This window comes from Actinomadura sp. SCN-SB (assembly GCF_043906805.1).
Classification (GTDB): domain Bacteria; phylum Actinomycetota; class Actinomycetes; order Streptosporangiales; family Streptosporangiaceae; genus Spirillospora.
Genome location: NZ_JBIMPP010000065.1, coordinates 16,737 through 37,365, shown reverse-complemented (window position 1 = coordinate 37,365; position 20,629 = coordinate 16,737). Strand labels below are relative to the sequence as shown.

General features: G+C 72.4%; 19 protein-coding genes and 1 riboswitch. Of the genes, 5 read left to right on the top strand and 14 right to left on the bottom strand.

What is annotated here, in order from left to right; all coding sequences use genetic code 11:
• Nucleotides 1-27 precede the first annotated feature (27 nt).
• Both ACGWYJ_RS31225 and ACGWYJ_RS31220 read right to left on the bottom strand, forming a co-directional pair.
• Nucleotides 28-1,245, bottom strand: coding sequence for an NADP-dependent isocitrate dehydrogenase (locus ACGWYJ_RS31225; protein ID WP_395110038.1), 1,218 nt, complete (start codon nucleotides 1,243-1,245; stop codon nucleotides 28-30).
• A 148-nt stretch (nucleotides 1,246-1,393) separates the two neighbouring features.
• Nucleotides 1,394-1,858 (bottom strand): DUF3017 domain-containing protein, encoded by a 465-nt coding sequence (locus tag ACGWYJ_RS31220; RefSeq protein WP_395110037.1) that lies wholly within the window; start codon nucleotides 1,856-1,858, stop codon nucleotides 1,394-1,396.
• 293 nt (nucleotides 1,859-2,151) lie between these two features.
• On the opposite strand from ACGWYJ_RS31220, the gene ACGWYJ_RS31215 reads away from it, so the two are divergent.
• Nucleotides 2,152-2,874 carry an FHA domain-containing protein gene (locus tag ACGWYJ_RS31215; RefSeq protein ID WP_285694549.1) on the top strand — a complete coding sequence of 241 codons (723 nt, stop codon included), beginning with the start codon at nucleotides 2,152-2,154 and terminating at the stop codon, nucleotides 2,872-2,874.
• 153 nt (nucleotides 2,875-3,027) lie between these two features.
• Here the strand turns inward: ACGWYJ_RS31215 and ACGWYJ_RS31210 are convergent, their stop codons facing one another.
• The 4 genes from ACGWYJ_RS31210 to purN form a co-directional block, all read right to left on the bottom strand.
• A complete protein-coding gene (locus tag ACGWYJ_RS31210; protein ID WP_395110036.1) occupies nucleotides 3,028-3,882 on the bottom strand; it encodes a bifunctional methylenetetrahydrofolate dehydrogenase/methenyltetrahydrofolate cyclohydrolase in 855 nt (284 codons plus the stop codon).
• A gap of 63 nt (nucleotides 3,883-3,945) precedes the next feature.
• Nucleotides 3,946-4,031: riboswitch (ZMP/ZTP riboswitch) on the bottom strand.
• A 61-nt stretch (nucleotides 4,032-4,092) separates the two neighbouring features.
• Nucleotides 4,093-4,338: a hypothetical protein gene (locus tag ACGWYJ_RS31205; RefSeq protein WP_395110035.1), complete on the bottom strand. Its 246-nt coding sequence runs from the start codon at nucleotides 4,336-4,338 to the stop codon at nucleotides 4,093-4,095.
• Between the two features lie 64 nt (nucleotides 4,339-4,402).
• On the bottom strand, nucleotides 4,403-6,004 hold the full coding sequence (purH, locus tag ACGWYJ_RS31200) for a bifunctional phosphoribosylaminoimidazolecarboxamide formyltransferase/IMP cyclohydrolase (protein WP_395110034.1): 1,602 nt from the start codon (nucleotides 6,002-6,004) through the stop codon (nucleotides 4,403-4,405).
• Nucleotides 5,949-6,641: a phosphoribosylglycinamide formyltransferase gene (gene purN / locus ACGWYJ_RS31195; protein WP_395110033.1), complete on the bottom strand. Its 693-nt coding sequence runs from the start codon at nucleotides 6,639-6,641 to the stop codon at nucleotides 5,949-5,951. The genes purH and purN overlap by 56 nt, the downstream gene beginning before the upstream one ends.
• A 140-nt stretch (nucleotides 6,642-6,781) precedes the next feature.
• Here purN and ACGWYJ_RS31190 point away from each other — a divergent pair, with 140 nt between their 5' ends.
• On the top strand, nucleotides 6,782-7,255 hold the full coding sequence (locus ACGWYJ_RS31190) for a hypothetical protein (RefSeq protein ID WP_395110032.1): 474 nt from the start codon (nucleotides 6,782-6,784) through the stop codon (nucleotides 7,253-7,255).
• Between the two features lie 21 nt (nucleotides 7,256-7,276).
• Here ACGWYJ_RS31190 and ACGWYJ_RS31185 read toward each other — a convergent pair whose 3' ends face one another.
• The 3 genes from ACGWYJ_RS31185 to sucC form a co-directional block, all read right to left on the bottom strand.
• Nucleotides 7,277-9,064, bottom strand: a complete 1,788-nt coding sequence (locus ACGWYJ_RS31185; protein WP_395110031.1) for a DUF6350 family protein — start codon at nucleotides 9,062-9,064, stop codon at nucleotides 7,277-7,279.
• 183 nt (nucleotides 9,065-9,247) lie between these two features.
• Nucleotides 9,248-10,135 (bottom strand): succinate--CoA ligase subunit alpha, encoded by an 888-nt coding sequence (gene sucD, locus ACGWYJ_RS31180; protein ID WP_395110030.1) that lies wholly within the window; start codon nucleotides 10,133-10,135, stop codon nucleotides 9,248-9,250.
• A 3-nt stretch (nucleotides 10,136-10,138) separates the two neighbouring features.
• A complete protein-coding gene (gene sucC, locus ACGWYJ_RS31175) occupies nucleotides 10,139-11,326 on the bottom strand; it encodes an ADP-forming succinate--CoA ligase subunit beta (protein WP_395110029.1) in 1,188 nt (395 codons plus the stop codon).
• Nucleotides 11,327-11,644: 318 nt separating this feature from the next.
• Between sucC and ACGWYJ_RS31170 the strand changes: the two genes are divergently transcribed.
• Nucleotides 11,645-13,096 (top strand): glycoside hydrolase family 15 protein, encoded by a 1,452-nt coding sequence (locus ACGWYJ_RS31170; RefSeq protein WP_395110028.1) that lies wholly within the window; start codon nucleotides 11,645-11,647, stop codon nucleotides 13,094-13,096.
• On the opposite strand, the gene ACGWYJ_RS31165 is transcribed toward ACGWYJ_RS31170, so the two are convergent.
• The gene (locus ACGWYJ_RS31165; protein WP_395110027.1) at nucleotides 13,061-13,930 is read right to left on the bottom strand and encodes a TrmH family RNA methyltransferase; all 870 of its coding nucleotides are present in this window, start codon (nucleotides 13,928-13,930) and stop codon (nucleotides 13,061-13,063) included. The genes ACGWYJ_RS31170 and ACGWYJ_RS31165 overlap by 36 nt on opposite strands.
• A gap of 289 nt (nucleotides 13,931-14,219) precedes the next feature.
• On the opposite strand from ACGWYJ_RS31165, the gene ACGWYJ_RS31160 reads away from it, so the two are divergent.
• A complete protein-coding gene (locus ACGWYJ_RS31160) occupies nucleotides 14,220-15,377 on the top strand; it encodes a Tm-1-like ATP-binding domain-containing protein (RefSeq protein WP_395110026.1) in 1,158 nt (385 codons plus the stop codon).
• A 15-nt stretch (nucleotides 15,378-15,392) separates the two neighbouring features.
• On the opposite strand, the gene pcrA is transcribed toward ACGWYJ_RS31160, so the two are convergent.
• The 4 genes from pcrA to dhaK form a co-directional block, all read right to left on the bottom strand.
• On the bottom strand, nucleotides 15,393-17,654 hold the full coding sequence (gene pcrA, locus ACGWYJ_RS31155) for a DNA helicase PcrA (protein WP_395110025.1): 2,262 nt from the start codon (nucleotides 17,652-17,654) through the stop codon (nucleotides 15,393-15,395).
• A gap of 81 nt (nucleotides 17,655-17,735) precedes the next feature.
• Nucleotides 17,736-18,116 (bottom strand): dihydroxyacetone kinase phosphoryl donor subunit DhaM, encoded by a 381-nt coding sequence (dhaM, locus tag ACGWYJ_RS31150; RefSeq protein ID WP_395110024.1) that lies wholly within the window; start codon nucleotides 18,114-18,116, stop codon nucleotides 17,736-17,738.
• A gap of 11 nt (nucleotides 18,117-18,127) precedes the next feature.
• A complete protein-coding gene (gene dhaL, locus ACGWYJ_RS31145) occupies nucleotides 18,128-18,793 on the bottom strand; it encodes a dihydroxyacetone kinase subunit DhaL (RefSeq protein ID WP_395110023.1) in 666 nt (221 codons plus the stop codon).
• Nucleotides 18,790-19,785: a dihydroxyacetone kinase subunit DhaK gene (gene dhaK, locus ACGWYJ_RS31140; RefSeq protein ID WP_395110022.1), complete on the bottom strand. Its 996-nt coding sequence runs from the start codon at nucleotides 19,783-19,785 to the stop codon at nucleotides 18,790-18,792. Before dhaK ends, dhaL begins: the two co-directional genes overlap by 4 nt.
• Before the next feature lie 160 nt (nucleotides 19,786-19,945).
• On the opposite strand from dhaK, the gene ACGWYJ_RS31135 reads away from it, so the two are divergent.
• Nucleotides 19,946-20,629, top strand: a complete 684-nt coding sequence (locus tag ACGWYJ_RS31135; protein WP_395110043.1) for a PIG-L deacetylase family protein — start codon at nucleotides 19,946-19,948, stop codon at nucleotides 20,627-20,629.

Sequence of the window (20,629 nt, the reverse complement as noted above, 5' to 3'; positions counted from 1 at the left end):
CGCCGGGGCGGCCTGCGTGGGCACGGCTCAGCCGTTGATCTTCTTCTGCAGGTTGGTGTCCAGCGCCTCGAGGAACTGCTGGGTGGTGAGCCAGGGAGTGTCGCCGCCGACCAGCAGGGCCAGGTCCTTGGTCATCTGGCCGGCCTCGACGGTCTCGACGCAGACCTGCTCCAGGGCGCGGGCGAAGCCGATGACCTCGCTCTGGCCGTCGAGCTTGCCGCGGTGCTCCAGCCCCCGGGTCCAGGCGAAGATGGACGCGATCGGGTTGGTGGAGGTCGGCTTGCCCTGCTGGTGCTGCCGGTAGTGGCGGGTCACCGTGCCGTGCGCGGCCTCGGCCTCGACGGTCTTGCCGTCCGGGGTCATCAGGACGGAGGTCATCAGGCCGAGCGAGCCGAAGCCCTGCGCCAGGGTGTCGGACTGGACGTCGCCGTCGTAGTTCTTGCACGACCAGACGAAGCCGCCCTCCCACTTGAGCGCGGCGGCGACCATGTCGTCGATCAGCCGGTGCTCGTAGGTGAGGCCCTTGGCGTCGAAGTCGGCCTTGAACTCGGTCTCGAAGACCTCCTGGAAGATGTCCTTGAACCGGCCGTCGTACGCCTTGAGGATCGTGTTCTTGGTCGACATGTAGAGGGGCAGCTCGCGGTCCAGCGCGTACCGCATGCTGGTGCGGGCGAAGTCCCTGATGGAGTCGTCGTAGTTGTACATGCCCATGGCGACGCCGCCGCCGGGGAACTTGGCGACCTCGAACTCCATCGGGTCGGAGCCGTCCTCGGGGGTGTAGGTGATCGTCACCGTGCCCGGTCCGGGGACCACGAAGTCGGTGGCCTTGTACTGGTCGCCGTGCGCGTGACGGCCGATGATGATGGGCTTGGTCCAGCCGGGGACCAGCCGCGGGATGTTGGAGACCACGATGGGCTCGCGGAAGATCACGCCGCCGAGGATGTTGCGGATCGTTCCATTGGGGGAACGCCACATCTTCTTCAGGCCGAACTCCTCGACCCGGGCCTCGTCGGGAGTGATGGTCGCGCACTTGACGCCGACGCCGTACTTGGCGATGGCCTTGGCGGCGTCGACGGTGACCTGGTCGTCGGTGGCGTCACGCTCCTCGATCCCCAGGTCGTAGTACTTCAGGTCCACATCGAGGTAGGGCAGGATCAGCTGGTCCTTGATGAATTTCCAGATGATCCGCGTCATTTCGTCGCCGTCGAGTTCGACGACCGGGCCCGCTACTTTGATCTTGGGCATGCTGTGGCTGTCCCTTTCCTACACCGGCCGGCTTGAGCCGTTCCGTCCTCCGCGAGGCCGCTGGTTCCGCCCCGGGGCCGAGGCCGGACGAACGTGACTCATCCTTGTAAGGCTCAACTCGGAAGGCTATCCGAGTGCGGCCGCAGCCTTAGACCTGGGCCTGACCCGTACCATGCCTGCGCAGCAGGAACCGTATGCCCCGCACCACGAACACCACCGCGATCAGCACCCCGAAGCCCGCGGCGATCATCAGTCCGGCGCGGTGCATGGGCGGGACGCTGAGCGCGACGAACGCCACGGCCTCGCCGAGGATCACCAGCGTCCAGCAGTCGAAGGAGCGGCTCCGGACGGCCAGCATGCGCAGCCGCGACTCCGGCAGCACCAGCCGGGCCAGCGCGCCGAACAGCAGCGCGGCGGCGATCAGCACCGAGCCCTTGCGGAAGTAGTGCAGCGAGCACAGCCCCAGCCCGGCCGTCACGCCGGTCAGCACGATCATGTACGGGATCCGCGCGACCCAGTCCTGCGCGGACGTCCCGGGCGCGCCCGGCCGCCGCCGGCGCCGGCGGCGCACCTCGGTGCCCGCGTACCCGATCCCGTCCGGCCTTTCCGACATGAAGGTGACGTTAGCCGGTTCCGGCCCGTCCTGGAGCCCATCCCCGGGCGGGTGCCCGGCCCGGCGCCACATCGTTGCAACGACGGCGCCGTTACGTGGGAGGTTTCCGCCACGGGGGACCTTCTCACCGGAACCCCTTCACCCTTCCGGGCGTGACTGCTGAGGCCCAGAAGGTCCCGATGGACGCCACATGCCCCGTGCCATCGGTCCTACTGGCCAGTAGGAGGGTGTGACGGTTTACCCGGACGGGTAACCCGCCAGACAGGGGTCGCTAACTAGCTGGGAGGACTGCCGTGGAGGGGCCGTTCATGCGGATCGAGGACAGCGGGCTGGTGATGCCGCTGCGCCCCGATGTCACGACGGTCGGGCGCGGGCGGGGAGTCGACATCCGCCTCGACGACCCGAGTGTGTCCCGATTGCACGCAGAGATCGTTCGGCGCGGCCCGTACGTGTACGTCGTCGACATGGGACTGTCCCGGAACGGGACCCGTGTCAACGGCCGGCCGATCGCCCGCCGCGTCCTGGAGGACGGCGACGTCGTCAGCTTCGGGACGGCACGCTGCCGGATGGGGGGCATCCCCCGTGAGGAGGTCGATCCGGACGTCGAGCTGCGCCGCGCCGTGGCGCCCGAGCTCACCCGCCGCGAGGTGGACGTGCTCACGTCGCTGTGCCGTCCCGCGCTGTCGGACGAGGCGTTCGTCGCCCCCGCCACCGCGCGGGAGATCGCCGGGGACCTCGTCGTCACCGAGGCCGCGGTCAAGCAGCATCTGCTGCGGCTCTACCAGAAGTTCCGTATCCCCGAGGGCGCCAACCGGCGCACCCGGCTCGCCAACGAGGTCATCGCGATGGGCCTCGTCCGTCCCCTCCCTCCGGTGCACGTGCCTCAGCAGAACCGGCCGCCGATCGACGGCGCCCGCCGGGGACCCGAGGTACGCCGCCCCGGGGCGCCCCATCCCGCGAGTCACGTGACGGGACCGGGCCGCCACCCGACCGCGGCGGGCAGGAGGGCGAGCTGATCTGACCGTGCGATCGCCTCGCCCGGGTAGCGCAAACTCTGAGGCGATCGTCACATCACACGTACGGGGCCGCGCAGCGTTCGCGGCCCCGTACGTGTGAGCAGAACGTGAGCAGGGCCGATCGGGACGCCCGGGACGCCCGGGACGCCGGGCTCAGGCGGACGCGGCGCGCTCGGCGGCCTCGACGACGTTGGACAGCAGCATCGCGCGGGTCATGGGCCCGACGCCGCCGGGGTTGGGCGCCACCCACCCGGCGACCTCGCGGACATCGGCGGCCACGTCGCCGGCGAGCTTGCCGTCCACCCGGGAGACGCCCACGTCCAGGACGGTGGCGCCGGGCTTGACCATGTCGGCGGTGATCAGGCCGGGCACCCCGGCGGCGGCCACGACGATGTCGGCCCGGCGGGTGTGCGCGGCCAGGTCGCGGGTGCCGGTGTGGGCGAGGGTGGGCGTCGCGTTCTCGCCGCGCCGGGTGAGCAGCAGGCCGAGCGGGCGCCCGACGGTCACGCCACGGCCGATCACCGTCACCTCGGCGCCGCGCAGCGGGACGTCGAACCGCGCGAGCAGCTCGACGATGCCCTTGGGCGTGCAGGGCAGCGGCGCGGGCTGCATGAGGACCAGCCGGCCGAGGTTGACCGGGTGCAGGCCGTCGGCGTCCTTGAGCGGGTCGATTTGTTCCAGCACCCGCTGCTCGTCCAGGCCCTTGGGCAGGGGTAGCTGGACGATGTACCCGGTGCAGGACGGGTCGGCGTTCAGCTCGTCCACGACGCGCTCGACGTCGTCCTGGGACGCGTCCGCGGGCAGTTCGCGCCGGATGCTCTCGATGCCGACCTCGGCGCAGTCGCGGTGCTTCATGTTCACGTACGAGTGGCTGCCGGGGTCGTCGCCGACCAGGACCGTGCCGAGGCCGATGGTCACGCCGCGTTCCCGCAGCGCCTCCACGCGTCCCTTGAGCTCGGACCTGATCTCGGCCGCCGTGGCCTTGCCGTCCAGGATTCGTGCCGTCATCCGCACCTCCGCGCTGAATCGTGGCCGGGAACTCGCGGGGCGCGCGGGAACCCGGCTCTGGGTCCCGTCCGCCCAGGCGCGCGGCGTACGGACTGTTCCGCTCCCCGGTGGTCGCCTCCACCTTGATCGCGCCAGTCGCGTAACACCAGCTTAGCGAGGCGGGCCGTGCGGACGGGAAGGCGTGACCCGCCAGGCGGAAGCCCGGCCCGCTCAGTCCTTGCCGGTCTTGGAGCGGTCGGCCTTGGAGCGCCGGGCGAGGACGCGGTCGGTGCCGTGCCAGCCGAGCCGGGCGGCGGCGATCGCGGCGACGAAGGCCGCGACCAGGCCGGCCACCTGGCGCAGGTCGGTGAGCAGCGCGGCGGTCTGGGCCGTGCTCACCACCAGCAGGGCGATGAGGACATCCATGGACTGCTCCAGCGAGGGGACGATCGCGCGTGACCCGGCCGAGGCTACCAACGGGCAACCGTAAAATCGCCCATGATCGGTCAAACCGCCCGGCCGGGGCCGTCCCCGTGCGGGCTCAGTGGAAGAAGTGCCGCACGCCGGTGAAGTAGAGCGTGACCCCGGCCCGCTCCGCCGCGTCGATCACCTCGTCGTCGCGGATGGAGCCGCCCGGCTCGACGATCGCCCGTACCCCCGCCCGTGCCAGCACCTCAAGGCCGTCCGGGAACGGGAAGAACGCGTCGGATGCGCCGACCGCGCCCATCGCCCGCTCGTCCCCGGCGCGCGACACCGCCAGCCGGGCCGAGTCGACCCGGTTGACCTGGCCCATGCCGACGCCCACCGTGGCGCCGTCCGCGGCCAGCAGGATCGCGTTGGACTTGACCGAGCGGCACGCCCTCCAGGCGAAGGCCAGATCGCGCAGCGTGTCCTCGTCGGCGGCCTTGCCCGCCTTCAGTTCCCAGGTGGACGGGTCGTCCCCGGCGGCGTCCACCCGGTCGACGGTCTGAAGGAGCAGGCCACCGTCGATCCGGCGGTACTCGGCCCCGCCCTTCGGCCCCTCGGCGGCCCGCAGCAGCCGCAGGTTCTTCTTCCGGGTCAGGAGCTCCAGCGCCGCGTCCTCGAAGCCGGGCGCCACGATCACCTCGGTGAAGATGTCGGCCACCTGGCGGGCCATCTCCGCGGTCACCGGACGGTTGACCGCGATCACCCCGCCGTACGCCGACACCGGGTCGCAGGCGTGCGCCTTGCGGTGCGCCTCCGCCACGTCCGCGCCGATCGCGATGCCGCACGGGTTGGCGTGCTTGATGATCGCGACCGCGGGCTCGGCGAAGTCGTAGGCCGCGCGGCGGGCCGCGTCGGCGTCGACGTAGTTGTTGTAGGACATCTCCTTGCCGTGCAGTTGCTCGGCCCCCGCCAGCCCCGGCTCACCCGCCGTGGTCATGAACAGCGCGGCCCGCTGGTGCGGGTTCTCGCCGTACCGCAGGACGTCCGAGCGTTCCCAGGTGGCGCCGAGGAAGTCGGGCCAGCCCGCGTCGGCGGCGGTCTCGTCGGGCGCGTAGGCGCTGGCGAACCAGGACGCCACGGCCACGTCGTAGGACGCGGTGTGCGCGAACGCCCGCGCGGCCAGGCGGCGGCGCTCCTCCAGCGTGAAGCCGCCCGCCCTGACGGCCTCCAGCACGTCCCCGTACACGGACGGGTCGGTGACGACGGCGACGCTCGCGTGGTTCTTGGCGGCGGCGCGGACCATGGCCGGGCCGCCGATGTCGATCTGCTCGACGCACTCGTCCGGGCGCGCGCCCGAGGCGACGGTCTCGGAGAACGGGTAGAGGTTCGCCACCAGCAGGTCGAACGGCTCCACCCCGAGGTCGTCGAGCTGCTGGAGGTGGTCGTCCTTGCGGCGGTCGGCCAGCAGCCCGGCGTGCACCTTGGGGTGCAGCGTCTTCACCCGGCCGTCCAGGCACTCGGGAAACCCGGTCAGCCTCTCCACCCTCATCACCGGCACGCCGGCGGCGGCGATCCGGCCCGCCGTGGAGCCGGTGGAGACCAGTTCCACCCCCGACTCGTGCAGGCCCCTGGCCAGTTCCTCAAGCCCGGTCTTGTCGTACACGCTGATCAGCGCGCGCTTAATCCCCACCCGACTCACCGGCCGAGCTCCCCTCCGTGTTGGCGGACGTCCCATCGGCGGACGACGGCGTTCCGCAGACCCTGCACTTCATGGAGACCCGGCGGCCCTTCTCGGTCCAGCCGTCGCGGGCGAGCCTCCCGACGACCTCCACGAGGAGCCGCCGCTCCACCTGCTTGATGCGCTCGTGGAGGGAGTCCTCGTCGTCGTGCCAGCGGACGGGCACGGCCTCCTGGGCGATGATGGGCCCGGTGTCCACGCCTTCGTCGACGAAGTGCACCGTACAGCCCGTCAGCTTGACCCCGTACTCCAGGGCGGCGCGTACGGCGTGCATGCCGGGGAACGCGGGCAGCAGCGCCGGGTGCGTGTTGACGGTGCGGCCGCCGTACCGGGCCAGGAACGCCGGGCCGAGGATCTTCAGGAACCCGGCGGACACCACCAGGTCGGGCCGGTGCTCGCCGACGGCCTCGGCGAGCGCCTTGTCCCACGCGGCGCGGTCGGGGAAGTCGGAGACCCTGACGGTGAAGGTCGGCAGCCCGGCGCGCTCGGCGCGGGCGATTCCACCCGTACCGTGGCGATCGGCGCCCACGGCGACCACCTGGGCGCCATAAGCTGGATCCGCGCACGCGTCGAGCAGCGCCTGGAGGTTGGTCCCCGCTCCGGAGACGAGGACGACGAGCCGGGCGGACACCATGACTCCTTGAACGGTGCTGGTGGACGGATGGGACGTCGGGGCAGGTGGCGTGGCTTCGCCGGGCCCCGCCCCAGCCTAACGGGACTGCTGGACGCGTCGTCATCCGCACGGACCCAGGCTCGGCGTCAGGAGGATCCAAAGTGAGTGAGCAGCCCGGACGGGGCGACGGCGGGGCCGGGCAGGGAACCGTCCAGACGACCGGCGGAGGGCCCGGACGGCAGGGCGAGGACCCCAACCGGACCGGCGTACGGGCTCTGTGGCTGGGCGCCGGGGCGCTCGTGCTGTCGCTCTTCGTCTTCCCGATCGGACTGGTGCTGGGCATCGCCGCCATCGTGATCGCGATCAGGGCGCACAAGCTCGGCGCCGGCTCGCGCACCCCGGTGACCGGTGTGGTCCCGGCGATCGTGCTGGCCTCGTTCGGGCTGGCGGTGGCGGGCCTCCAGCTCGTCGTCACGGCGATGCTGTTCCCCGAACTGAACAGCCGCCAGGAGTGCCTGTCCTCCGCCAACACCACGACCGACGAGCAGGTCTGCAAGGACCGCTTCCTCACCCAGGTCGCGAAGAAGTTCGGCATCCCCAAGGAGCAACTGGAGCCCTACAGCGACTTCTTCTGAGCCTGAGCCGTCCGGGCGGCGTCAGCCGTCGTGGCCGTGCGGGCGGTCTTCGGGCTCGTTCTTGAGCACGTAGATGGCGCCGCCTCGGGTCTCGGTGCGTTCCCCGTCCTCGGCGTCCCCGCGCGGCGCGGGAACGGCGCGTCCCGGCGGGGCGGCCTCCCTTTCGGGGTGGGCGGCGGTGGGTCCGTCCACCAGGACCTCCTCCTCGGCGGGCGCCGCGGGCGGTTCGGGCGGTTCGGGCGGGGGCTCGGGCGACCGGGGGCGGCGCCTGGCCTTGGACCTGGCGGGCTTGCGCGGCCCGAGGACGGGCTCGGCCTCCTCGAACTCCAGCGGGCTCGGGACGTGCGGAGAGGGCTTGCGAACCGGCGCGGAGCGTTCCGGCGCCGGACGCGAGGACCGGGACGGTGACGGGGACCCGGACGGCGCGGGCGACGGAGACGGCGGGGCCGGGACGACCGGCGGCGGGGGCTCCTGACGGCGCCTGACCCGTCCCCGCCTGGCCCCCTCAGACCGGCCCGACCGGCCTTTCCGGGCCCCGTCCGGCGCGTTCTCCAGCGCGCGGAGGACGCGCCAGTTGGCCAGCCACGCCGCGATCGCCGCCGCGATCCCGACCTCCAGGGCGGCCAGCAGCCCGACCTGCCACGCGGACGGGCCCACGGTGGCCATCCGCCCGTCGCCGAGCGGGCCGCCCGCGAGCGCGCTCAGCACGGCCGCGACCAGCCCCGTCAGCGCCCCGGTCAGGAAGCCCCAGAGCGGCGCGCCCTCGTACACCGGGCTCGGCATGGCGCGGATCGTCAGCACCCCGCCCACGGCTCCGGCGATGAACGGGGCGGCCAGCGCCGGCAGCGAGACCAGCGGCGCGGGACCGGGCTCGGGCAGCGCGGCCAGCGCCGGGAACATGGGGACGACGTCGAAGAACACCCCCGAGGTGGACACGCCCGTGCCCGCGCCGACCGAGAAGCCGGGGCCGATCGTGTACGCCATTCCCCAGATGACCGCGTTCGGCAGGAACGCCATCTCCAGCAGCAGGAGCAGGACCCCGCCGACGATCCCGGGCGCCAGCACGTCGTAGATCTCGGCCGCCTCGCTCAGATGCAGCGCCAGCGACGCCCCGACGAGGACGGCGCCGGACGCGAGCAGGACGGCGGTGGCGCCGGACACGCCGATCACCAGCGAGCGGGGGCGTGCGGGCAGCAGCCGCAGCAGCGCGCCGAGCCCGGACCTGACCCGTCCGCGCCGCGCGGCGACCAGCGCCCGTGCCGCGCCCAGGGCGCCCGCGACGAAGGCGACGACGAAGGCGGCGACCAGTGCCTGCCAGGCGGACGGCCGGACGGTGTCCGAGGAGGCGGCGAGCGCGAGCAGCACGGCCAGCAGGGAGTACGGGACGGCCAGGGCCGCCGCGACCCGCACCACGCCCGTCGAGCCCTTCCGCGCGCCTCCCGGATGGCCCGGCGTCCCGGCGGCACGGATCATCCAGCCGCCGCTGCGGTAGAGCGGGGCGCCGGGCAGGACGATCAGGCCGAGCGGCAGCAGCCCGACCCTGCCCTGCGGCGCGGAGAAGCCGGCATGGTGGGCGACCAGCCACAGGTTGACCGCCGTGCGGAACACCCCGGGCAGGCCCGAGCCGATCGCGGCCCCGGGCGCGGCGATCCAGCCGACGAGCGTGAGCGTGATGACCACGGCGAGCCCGATGCCGATGCACCACAGCGAACCGACCAGCCCCGACACGTACAGGGGGCGCGGCGCCACGGCCGCCGCCGCCCGGAGGTCGTCCGCGGTGGCGCCTTGTCTGGGGCTGGCTTCTCTCACGCGGTCAATGCTGGCAGCCCGGCGCCCGCGGGACGGGAGGCCCGCCCGGCGTGTCGCCGTTGCGGCGGGCGATCACTCGGCGTAATGGGCGCGCGGGCGCGGGCCTCGCCCGTGGGGGCCCGGAAGCGAAAGACGCCCGGCCGCCGGGCGGCTCGGGCGCCTTTCGCCGTCTCTGATCGGGGATCAGAGGTTCTTCATGATCTCGCGCATCAGGCGGGCGGTCTCGCTGGGGGTCTTGCCGACCCGGACGCCGACCTTCTCCAGCGCCTCCTTCTTGGCCTGCGCGGTGCCGGCCGAGCCGGAGACGATCGCGCCGGCGTGGCCCATGGTCTTGCCCTCGGGGGCGGTGAAGCCCGCGACGTAGCCGACGACCGGCTTGGTCACGTGCTCCTCGATGTAGGCCGCCGCGCGCTCCTCCGCGTCCCCGCCGATCTCACCGATCATCACGATGGCGTCGGTGTCCGGGTCGTCCTGGAACGCCCGCAGGGCATCGATGTGGGTGGTGCCGATGACCGGGTCGCCGCCGATGCCGACGCAGGTGGAGAAGCCGATGTCGCGCAGCTCGTACATCATCTGGTACGTCAGCGTGCCCGACTTGGACACCAGCCCGATCCGGCCGGGGGTGGTGATGTCGGCCGGGATGATGCCCGCGTTGGACGCGCCGGGGGACGCGATGCCGGGGCAGTTCGGGCCGATGATGCGGGTCTTGTTGCCTTTCTTCTGCGCGTACGCCCAGAAGTACGCGGTGTCGTGCACCGGGATGCCCTCGGTGATCACCACGCACAGCGGGATCTCCGCGTCGATGGCCTCCACGACCGCGTCCTTGGTGAACCTCGGCGGGACGAACACCACCGAGACGTCGGCACCCGTCCGCTCCATGGCCTCGGCGACGGTGCCGAACACCGGCAGCGTGGTGCCGTCGAAGTCGACGCTCTGCCCGGCCTTGCGGGCGTTGACGCCGCCGACGACCTTGGCGCCGGAGGCGAGCATCCGGCGGGAGTGCTTCATGCCCTCCGAACCGGTCATGCCCTGCACAATGATCTTGCTGTTCTCAGTGAGCCAGATGGCCATCGGTCATGCCCCCGCCGCCAGTTGAGCGGCCCGCCTGGCCGCGTCGTCCATCGTGTCGACCTGCTCGACGCCCGGCAGCGCCGCGTCCTTGAGGATCGCGCGCCCGAGCTCGGCGTTGTTGCCGTCCAGCCGGACCACCAGCGGGCGGTCGACGGTCTCGCCCCGCTCGTCCAGCAGCTTGTAGGCGGACACGATCCCGTTGGCGACCGCGTCGCAGGCGGTGATGCCGCCGAAGACGTTCACGAACACCGACCGGACGTCGGCGTCCGACAGCACGATCTCCAGGCCGTTGGCCATCACCTCGGCGGACGCGCCGCCGCCGATGTCCAGGAAGTTGGCGGGCCTCTGGCCGCCGAACTCCTCGCCCGCGTAGGCGACCACGTCCAGGGTGGACATCACCAGGCCCGCGCCGTTGCCGATGATGCCGACGCTGCCGTCCAGCTTGACGTAGTTGAGGTCCTTCTCCTTGGCGCGCGCCTCCAGCGGGTCGGCGGCGGCCTTGTCGGCCAGGGCCTCGTGCGACTCCTGGCGGAACCCGGCGTTGTCGTCCAGGGTGACCTTGCCGTCCAGGGCCATCACACGCCCGTCGGCGGTCAGGATCATGGGGTTGACCTCGACCAGGGTGGCGTCCTCGTCGGCGAACACCGCCCACAGCCGCTCGATCAGCTCGGCGGCGCCGTCCACGGCGGCCTCGGGCAGCCGGCCGGCCAGCGCGATCTCGCGGGCCTTGGCCCGGTCCACGCCGTCCAGCGCGGAGATCTCCACCTTGGCGACGGCGTCGGGGTTGGTGGCGGCGACCTCCTCGATCTCCATCCCGCCCTCGGCGGAGCAGATCGACAGGAAGCCGCGGTTGGCGCGGTCGAGCAGGAAGGAGAAGTAGTACTCCTCCGCGATCGCGCTGCCCTGCTCGACCAGCACCTTGCGGACCGTGTGGCCCTTGATGTCCATGCCGAGGATCCGGTCGGCCAGCGACTCGGCCTCGGCGGCGTCATCGGCCAGCTTCACACCGCCGGCCTTGCCTCGGCCCCCGGTGAGGACCTGGGCCTTGACGACGACCTTCTTGCTGCCCGCGGCGAAGAGCTCCTCCGCGATGGTCCGGGCTTCTTGGGGAGTATGGGCGACCTTGCCGGTGGGCACCGGTACCCCGTACTCGGCGAAGAGGTCCTTCGCCTGATGTTCGAACAGGTCCACGAGGCGTCCTTCTCGGGATTCGACAGCCGATGACCGCACGAGTGTGGGGCACGGGGGGCGCCCGTGCGGAGTGCCAACCCTGCGGTCCGCTCCGTCGATGCAGCCTAGTCTCCTCGTGTCCCTGATGAGGCGGCCGGGGTCCATCCAAGCTCTGACCTGGGTGTTTCTCGATGTGACGGGGGATGACCGAGTGAATTGTGAGGGTATGGGTCTTAAGGAGGAGGAACTCATTTGTGTCGCCTGATGTACTTAACCCGAACTTAGTCTCGACGATGGGGGCCGTGCGGTGGAGCCGGGCCGGCAGGGGGAGTAACGGCGGTGGCCAAGGACCTGGTCAGGGTGCCTCGGGGCACCACACTGCGAAGGGTCCGGCGCATCGCCGTATTGCTTCTGGTCGCGGCGCTCGTCGCCACCTGTGGCGCGACGCTCCCCGACCAGGGCGGGCCGGGCTGGTCCAGTCCCGGGCTGGTCGGCGGTGGCGGCTGGCCCTACAACGGGGTGCCGCTCACGCAGGACGACGCCGAGGGGGCCGCGTACCTCCCCGGCAGTTCCGTCGTACGGCTGAGGGACGGTCGGGTGCGGCTCGTCCCCTTCGGCACCGATAGCAGCATCACAGTGGAAGCGAACGACCCGAGGGTCATGCAAGCCGTGCTTTCCGACAGGCAGTGGCTGCTGGCGGGCACCATCCCCAATGGGGGCGCCGCCGTCCCCACGGACAGCAGGCAGGTGTTCGGGGAGATGGCCGCGCGGGCCTTGCTCGACCTGCGCCTGCTCACCCGTCCCAACGGGGCGTCCCTGGCGTCCTGGTACGGGGCATGGCGCTACTCGTGGCCACGGGACTCGGCGTTCACGGCCGCGGCGTTCACCATGACCGGCCGTCCCGAGGAGGCGCGGCGGATCCTCCGCTTCCTCGCGAACGTCCAGCACGAGAACGGGCTCTGGGCGGCCCGCTACCACCCTGACGGGACGGCGGTCACCGATGGCCGCGAGCCGCAGCTCGACTCCCTGGGGTGGGTGCTGTGGGCGGCCTGGCTGTTCCACGTCCAGGACCCTTGGGCCGCGGCCAGACTGCCGCAGCTGTGGCCGATGGTGGCCCGTGCCGCCGACCACCTCGCCGGTGCCCTGGACGCGGAAGGGCTGCCGCCGCCTTCGTCCGACTACTGGGAGCGCAAGCCCGGCACTGAGCAGGACCCGCGCCGTCCCACTCTGGGCGTCGTTGGGCCTGTCCTGACGGGGCTTCGCTCGGCCGCGTCCTACGCCTTCGACACCGGCCGCAGGGACAAGGCGGCCGCCTGGTCGCAGGCGGCCTCACGGTTATCGGACGCCGTGACGCGTCAGTTCACCCCCTACGGCTACCCACGCTCCCCCATCCCGGGCGGGCTGATGGACACGTCGGTCACCTTCGTGGCACCACCGTTCGCACCGCCCGACCCCGGGGTGACCGCGGCCATCGCCAACGCCTTCCACCGGCTGCGCCTGCCCAACGGAGGTGTCCTCCCAGGAGAGAAGTGGTCGGGCAACCCGGAGGTGGCCTGGACCCCGGAGATGGGCCTGTTCGCCTTGGCGGCCGCCTCCTCGGGCCGCACCCTGGACGCCCTCGACCACCTCGACTGGCTCGCCTCGCACCGCACCCCCTTGGGCGTCCTGCCCGAGAAGGTCGACGCGGCGGGAGAGCCCGCCTCCGTGGCGCCGCTCGGCTGGACGGCGTCCCTGGTCCTGCTGACCCTGGCCGCCCTAGAGCGTCCCCTGCCGATCCCGCCCGCCTCCTGACGGGCGCGCTCCGCGCTGGCGGGCCGCCTCGTACAGGGCGACCGTGGCGGCGCTGGCGGCGTTGAGCGAACTGGCCGTCCCGGTGATCGGGATCCGCGCCATGATGTCGCAGCCCTGCCGCCAGCCCGCGCTCAGCCCGGACGTCTCGTTCCCGACCACCAGCAGCGTGGGGCCCGTCAGGTCGACCTCGTGGATGTCGGCGCTGCCGTCCTCGTCGGTCCCGACCACGGTCAGCGGGCGCCCGGCCGCGCGCCACCGCCGCGTCCACTCCAGCACCTCCCGGTGCGAGCGGACGCGCACGACCGGCACCGCCATCAGCGACCCGGTGGACGCACGCACCGCCTTGGGGTCGTACGGGTCGGCGGCATGCCCGGTGACGATCAGGCCCGCGCCGCCGAACGCGTCCACCGAACGCACCATCGTGCCGATGTTGCCCGGCCCGGCCGGCCGGTCGAACACCACGCCCAGGAACGACGGCCCGACCGGGATCCGTGACAGGTCCTCGTCCGGCAGCGCGACCACGGCCACCAGCTCGGGGACCTCCTGCTCCTTGCCGCTGAGCTCCCGCAGCAGGTCGGGGGCCATGGCGACGCGCTCGCCCCCGGAGCGCTCCAGCATCTCGGACGCCCACCGCGACAGCGTCCGCTCGGCGTCGTAGATCAAGGCCACCACCGGCCAGCCGCGCTCCACCGCCAGGGTGATCGGGCGGACGCCCTGCACCAGGAACTGCCCCGCACGACGGCGCTTGTTCTGGTTCCGGGACAGCGCCTCCCATTGCTGGAACCGCGCGTTACGCCGGGTGATGCGCAGCCCGCCCGCCACCGAACGCCCCATTTCCTTGTGTCTTCCCGTGTCTCGTGTCTTCGCCGTGCCCCATCGGCGAACGACAAGGCTCCCACATGTCCCGGCAGGGACAGGGATGGGGCGTGAACTCTAGGATGGCCGGATGTGTGTCGCGGCGGCGCCGCGCGGCGGGTAAGGAGCCAACGGCCCGTCGTACCTGAAACCTGCTGGGCGCCGCGCCCGCACCTGTTCACCGGGTAAGCCCTGGACGCCCAAACGCCAGAAAACTGCGGCGGCGCCGCCGCTTGTCCGGCCGCCGGAGGCGACGAACAGTGCTCATATGCCCGTCGTCGTACTGATCGGTATGTTGGACGTCCAGGGCCTGGAGTACGCATGGCTGCGCGACAGGCTCGTCTCCCTGGGCACCGAGGTCGTACTCGTCGACACCGGCATCCTGGACGCCCCGCGGGTGCCGCCCGACATACCGCGCGAGGAGGTGGCCGGGGCCTCCGGCGTCCCCCTCGCCCGCGGCACCGGCCGCGACAGGGCGATCGGCGCCATGGCGGGCGGCGCCGCCGAGGTGGCGAGCCGGCTGTTACGGTCCGGGCGGCTGGACGGGGTCCTGGCCGTCGGCGGCCAGGGCAACTCCGCGATCGCCGCCGCCGCGATGCGCGCCCTGCCGGACGGCGTGCCCAAGCTGTTCGTGCACGATCCGGGCGACGCGCCTCCCGACGCGACCGGGCTGGTCCTCATGGACGGCATGGACCCCCTCCCCACGGCCGCCGCCGCGATGGCGCGCATGGTCACCGGCCATCCCGCCGAGGGCGGCGACGGCCCGATCATCGGCGTCACGGCCGCGGACGTCACGGCCGAGGGCGTCCAGGCGTCCCGTGAGCTGCTGGGCATCCTCGGATACGAGGTCCTGCTGTTCCAGGACGCGGGCCGCGCCTACGAGACGCTGGCGGCCGGGGGCATGCTGACCGCCGCGCTCGACGCCACACCCGCCGGCCTGGCGGCCGACCTGCCGGCGGGCGACCCGTACCCAAGGCGTCTCGCGGGCGCCGTGCGCGGCGGCGTCCCCCAGGTGGTGAGCCTGGGCGGGCTCGACCTGGCGCGCTTCGGCGGCGCCGTCCCGGCCCGGCCGGCCGGAAGGCGCTTACGCGTCGACGGCGCCCGGTCCGCGACGCTGGTCCGCACCACACCCGCCGAGGCCGCCGAACTGGGACGCCGCGTCGCCGCCAGGCTCCGGGACGCCGTCGCCCCCACCGCCGTCTACGTCCCGCTGCGCGGCCTCTCCTCGCTGAGCGCGCCCGGTGGGCCCTTCCACGATCCGGCCGCCGACGCGGCGCTCTTCGACGCCGTACGGGACGGCCTGTCCGGCACCCGGGTGGAGATCCACGAGCTGGACACCGACATCAACGACCCCGTCTTCGGCCGCGCCATGGCCGACCACCTGCACGCCACCCTCAGCGGCTTCCCCGTCAGCGCCGCGTCCTAGCCGCCAGAGCTTCTGTCAGAGCTTCTCGACCGGGGCGTAGCGCAGGATCAGGCGCTTGACCCCGTACTCGCCGCCGAAATCGATGCTGGCCGCGGCGCGCTCACCGGCGCCGTCGACCGTCACCACGGTGCCCAGGCCGAACGAGTCGTGCGTGACCTTGTCACCCGGCGCCAGGGAGGGCACGGGACGGTTCCCCGCGGACTGGACGCCGGGACGGGCCGCCATCCTGGTCATCGCCGACCCCGACACCGACGACGCCGACCGTTCCCACCGCACCAGCGACTCGGGCACCTCGCCCAGGAACCGGGACGGCGGGTTCACCTGAGGCGCGCCCCACGAACTCCGCATCGTGGCGCGGGTCAGGTAGAGGCGCTGCCGGGCCCTGGTGATGCCCACATAGGCCAGGCGGCGTTCCTCTTCGAGCTCCTTGGGGTTGCTCATGGCCCGCAGGTGCGGGAAGACGCCGTCCTCCATGCCGGTGAGGAACACCACCGGGAACTCCAGGCCCTTGGCCGTGTGGAGGGTCATCAGCGTGACCACGCCCTGGTCGGTCTCCTCCGCCCGCTCGCCGGGCGGGACGGGGCCGCCCTTGGCGCCACCGGGGATCGAGTCGGCGTCGGCGACGAGCGCCACCTGCTCCAGGAACTCGACCAGGCGGCCCTCGGCGGACTCCCCGTCCAGGCGCTCCTCGAACTCGCGCGCCACGGCCTCGAACTCCTGGAGGTTCTCCAGCCGGGTCTCGTCCTGCGGATCCTTGGACGCCTGGAGCTCGGCGACGTACCCGCTCTTGACCAGGACCTGGTCGATCAGCGCGGCGGGGGTCATGGTCCCGGCGGCCTCCCGCAGCTCGTCCAGCAGCGTGACGAACTCGCGGACGGCGTTGATCGAACGGGTCGCCATGCCGGGGACGTCCTCGGGGACCCGCAGCGCCTGCCAGAACGAGATCCGCTCGCGCGACGCGTACGCCTCGACGCACGCCTCGGCGCGGTCGCCGATGCCGCGCTTGGGCACGTTCAGGACGCGGCGCAGCGAGACCGTGTCCTCGGGGTTGGCGAGCACGCGCAGGTAGGCCAGCAGGTCGCGGACCTCCTTGCGCTCGTAGAACCGGACGCCGCCGACCACCTTGTAGGGCAGCCCGACCCGGATGAACACTTCCTCGAACACACGGGACTGGGCGTTGGTGCGGTAGAAGACCGCGACATCGCCGGGGCGGACGTCCTCCTCGTCCGTCAGCCTGTCGACCTCCTGAGCGACGAACGCGCCCTCGTCGTGCTCGTTGTCGGCCACATAGCCGATGATCTTGTGCCCCTCGCCCTGGTCCGACCAGAGCTTCTTGGGCTTGCGGTCGGCGTTGCGCTCGATCACCGCGTTGGCCGCCGACAGGATCGTCTGGGTGGAGCGGTAGTTCTGCTCCAGCAGGATCGTCCGGGCGTCGGGGTAGTCGCGCTCGAACTCCAGGATGTTGCGGATCGTGGCGCCCCGGAACGCGTAGATCGACTGGTCGGCGTCGCCCACCACGCACAGCTCGCCCGCGCCCAGCCCGTCGACCGGCGCCGTCAGCTCCCGCACCAGCTCGTACTGGGCGTGGTTGGTGTCCTGGTACTCGTCCACCAGCACGTGCCGGAACCGGCGGCGGTAGTGCTCGGCGGCCTCCGGAAACGCCTGCAGCAGGTTGACCGTCATCATGATCAGGTCGTCGAAGTCCATCGCGCCGGCCTGCTGCAACCGGGCCTGGTACATCTCGTACGCCTCGGCGAGCGTCTGCTCCATGTGCGTGGACGCCCGGTCCTTGAACGTCTCGTAGTCGATCAGCTCGTTCTTCAGATTGCTGACCTGGGCGGAGAACGACTTGGGCGGATACCGCTTCGGATCGAGGTCGAGCTCCCGGCAGACCAGCGCCATCAGCCGCTGCGCGTCCGCCTGGTCGTAGATCGAGAACCCCGACGGGAACCCGAGCCGCCTGGCCTCCCGGCGCAGGATCCGCACGCACGCGGAGTGGAAGGTCATCACCCACATGGCCCGGGACCTGGGCCCCACCAGCGCGTCCACCCGCTCCTTCATCTCGGCCGCGGCCTTGTTGGTGAAGGTGATCGCCAGGATCTGGCCGGGATGGACGTCCCGCTCGCTCAGCAGGTACGCGATCCGGTGGGTGAGCACGCGCGTCTTACCCGACCCCGCGCCCGCGACGATCAGCAGCGGCCCGCCGGAGTGGACCACGGCGTCACGCTGCTGCGGGTTCAGGCCGTCGAGCAGGGAAGGGGCATCGGTCTTCGACATCATGTGCGAGTCTACGGTGGGGGCACGACGGACGTTGCCCACCACACTGTTTTGCGGGCGGCTTCGCCCCCTGCCACGGCCTTATCTCTTGCGGTGGTCGTACGCCGATTCGGCGGCGGCTACCACGGTGGCCAGGTCGGCGCCGGTCGCGGCCATGGAGGCGGCCGCGACGGCTCCTTCGGCCAGGGGCGCGTCGGCGAGGACGACCTCGCCCTCGGCGTCGTCGATCACCAGTTTGGCGGTCAGCACGGAACTGCCCAGGTCGGCGAGCAGCACCACGCCGTCGCCGTCCTGGACCGTCTCGACGGCCTGCTCGACCAGCTCGATGCTGGTGCCCATGCCGCCTTCGGCGTCGCCCCCGGCGGGTTCCACCGCGGCCTTCCCGACGCCCAGCTCGCGGGCGAGCTCGGCGACGCCTTCCGAGAGCGTCCGGCTGTGAGAGATCACCACGATCCCGACCATGCGCGTTCCCCTCAGTCCTCGATCGCGGTCTCGGCGCCCGGGAGGGTGCCGGTCACGGTGTCGGCCAGGGCGCGCAGGATCAGGGCGGTGGAGGCGGCCCCGGGGTCGAGGTGCCCGGCGCTGCGGGCGCCCAGGTAGCTGGCCCTGCCCTTGCGGGCCTGCATCGGCACGGTCGCGTCCGCGCCCTTCTCCGCCGCGTCGGCGGCGGCGCGCGCGCAGGCGGCCAGGTCTCCGCCATCGGCCAGGGTCGCCTGGTACGCGGCGACGGCGGGGGCGAGCGCGTCCACCATCGTCTTGTCGCCCTCGGCCGCCTGGCCCAGCTCGACGATGCCGTCCAGCGCCGCCTTGAGCGCGGTGCCGAGCGTGGCCGCGTCGATCTCCTCCGCGTCGCCGAAGGACTTCCCGGCCCGGCGCAGCGCCGTCCCGTAGAGGGGACCGGACGCGCCACCGGTCTTGGACACGATGGCGCGCCCGGCGCCGATCAGCACCTTGCCCGGGGGAACGTCCTCCTGGAGGCCGTCGACCGCGGCGGTGAGGCCCCTGGTGAGGTTGTGGCCGTGGTCGCCGTCGCCGATGGCCGCGTCCAGGCGGGTCAGCCTGGCGGCGTCGGCGGTGACCCATTCGGCGGCGCGCCGGATCCACGCGGCGGTCAGCGCGGTGTCCATCGTGGCGCTCATCGGCCCCACCGCAGGCCGGGGGTCTCGACCGGGGCGTCCCAGAGCCGGGTCAGCTCGGGCGTGAGCCGGCACACCGAGATCATCACGCCCGCCATCTCCAGGCTGGTCACGTACGGCCCGACGAGCGGGCGCGCGACGGTCGCCCCGTGCCCGGCGAGCCAGTCCGCGGCCGCCGCGTACGCGATGTACTGCTCGATCAGCGGGGTGCCGCCCATCCCGTTGACCATCACCAGCACCTCCGAGCCGGACAGCGGCATGTCGGCGTCGATGGCGGTGAGCGCCGCGTCCACGATCTCGGCGGCGGGCATGGTCTTGACGCGTTCCCTGCCGGGCTCGCCGTGGATGCCGATGCCCAGTTCGACCTCGTCGGCGCCGAGCTCGAAGGTGGGCTCTCCCGCGGCGGGCACGGTGACCGACGACAGCGCCACGCCGAAGGAACGGCTGCGCTCGTTCACCTCGCGGGCCACCGCGGCCACCGCGGACAGGTCGCCGCCCTCCTCGGCCAGCGCCCCCGCGATCTTCTCCACGAACACGGTCGCGCCGGTGCCGCGGCGGCCCGCGGTGTAGGTGCTGTCCTCGACCGCGACGTCGTCGTTCACCACCACGGGGACGACCTCGATGTCCTCGTCCTCGGCCAATTCGGCGGCCATCCGGAAGTTCAAGACGTCGCCCGTGTAGTTCTTCACGACATGAAGCACGCCCGCGCCGCCGTGCACGGCGGTGGTAGCGGCGAGGATCTGGTCAGGGACGGGGCTGGTGAACACCTCGCCGGGCACGGCCGCGTCGAGCATCCCGTACCCGACGAAGCCGCCGTGCAGCGGCTCGTGGCCGGAGCCGCCGCCCGAGACCAGGCCGACCTTGCCGGTACGGGGCGCGTCGCCCCGGACGATGACGCGCCGCTCCGGGTCGACCCGCAGGGATGGATGCGCGGCGGCGAGGCCGCGCAGTGCGTCGGAGACCACGTCCGCCGGGGCGTTGATGAGTTTGCGCATGTCTCAGCTCTACCCCTGTCCGGCCTCGCATCCCAGGCCCAAGCGGGCATGGATCGCCCTTGCCGTCCTCTGGAAGATCAACGGTGCCGGTGGCACGGCCTATCGTTGAGCCGTGACCAACGTTCTGGACGACGGCGAGGTCCGGAGGGTGCTGGCCGTGATGGCGCATCCCGACGACGTGGACTTCGGCTGCGCCGGCACCGTGGCGCGGTGGACCGACCGGGGCATCGAGGTGACCTACCTGATCGTGACGGACGGGGACGCGGGCGGTGTGGACGACGGCCTCGGCCGGGCGGAGATGGCGGAGCTGCGCCGCGCCGAGCAGCGCGCCGCCGCCGGCCGCGTGGGGGTCGAGGACGTGCGGTTCCTCGGCTACCCGGACGGGCGGGTGGAGGCCACCCTGGATCTGCGCCGCGACATCGCCCGGGTGATCCGGCAGGTGCGGCCGGACCGGGTGCTGACCCAGAGCGCCGAACGCAACTACCAGCGGATCTATCCCAGCCATCCCGACCACCGCGCGGTGGGCGCGGCGACCCTGGACGCGGTCTACCCGGACGCGCGCAACCCCTACGCCTTCCCCGAGCTGCTGGAGGAGGAGGGCCTGACCGAGTGGACGGCGCGCGAGGTGTGGACCAGCGGAGGGCCCCTGGTCAACCATTACGTGGACATCACCGACACCGCCGACCGCAAGCTGGCCGCGCTGAAGGCGCACGCCTCCCAGACCCGCCACCGGGGTGAGGAACTGGAGCGGTCGATACGCGGCTTCCTGGGGCACAACGCCTCGCTCGCCGGGCTGCCCGAGGGCCGTCTCGCCGAGGGGTTCCAGGTGATCGGCACCGCCTGA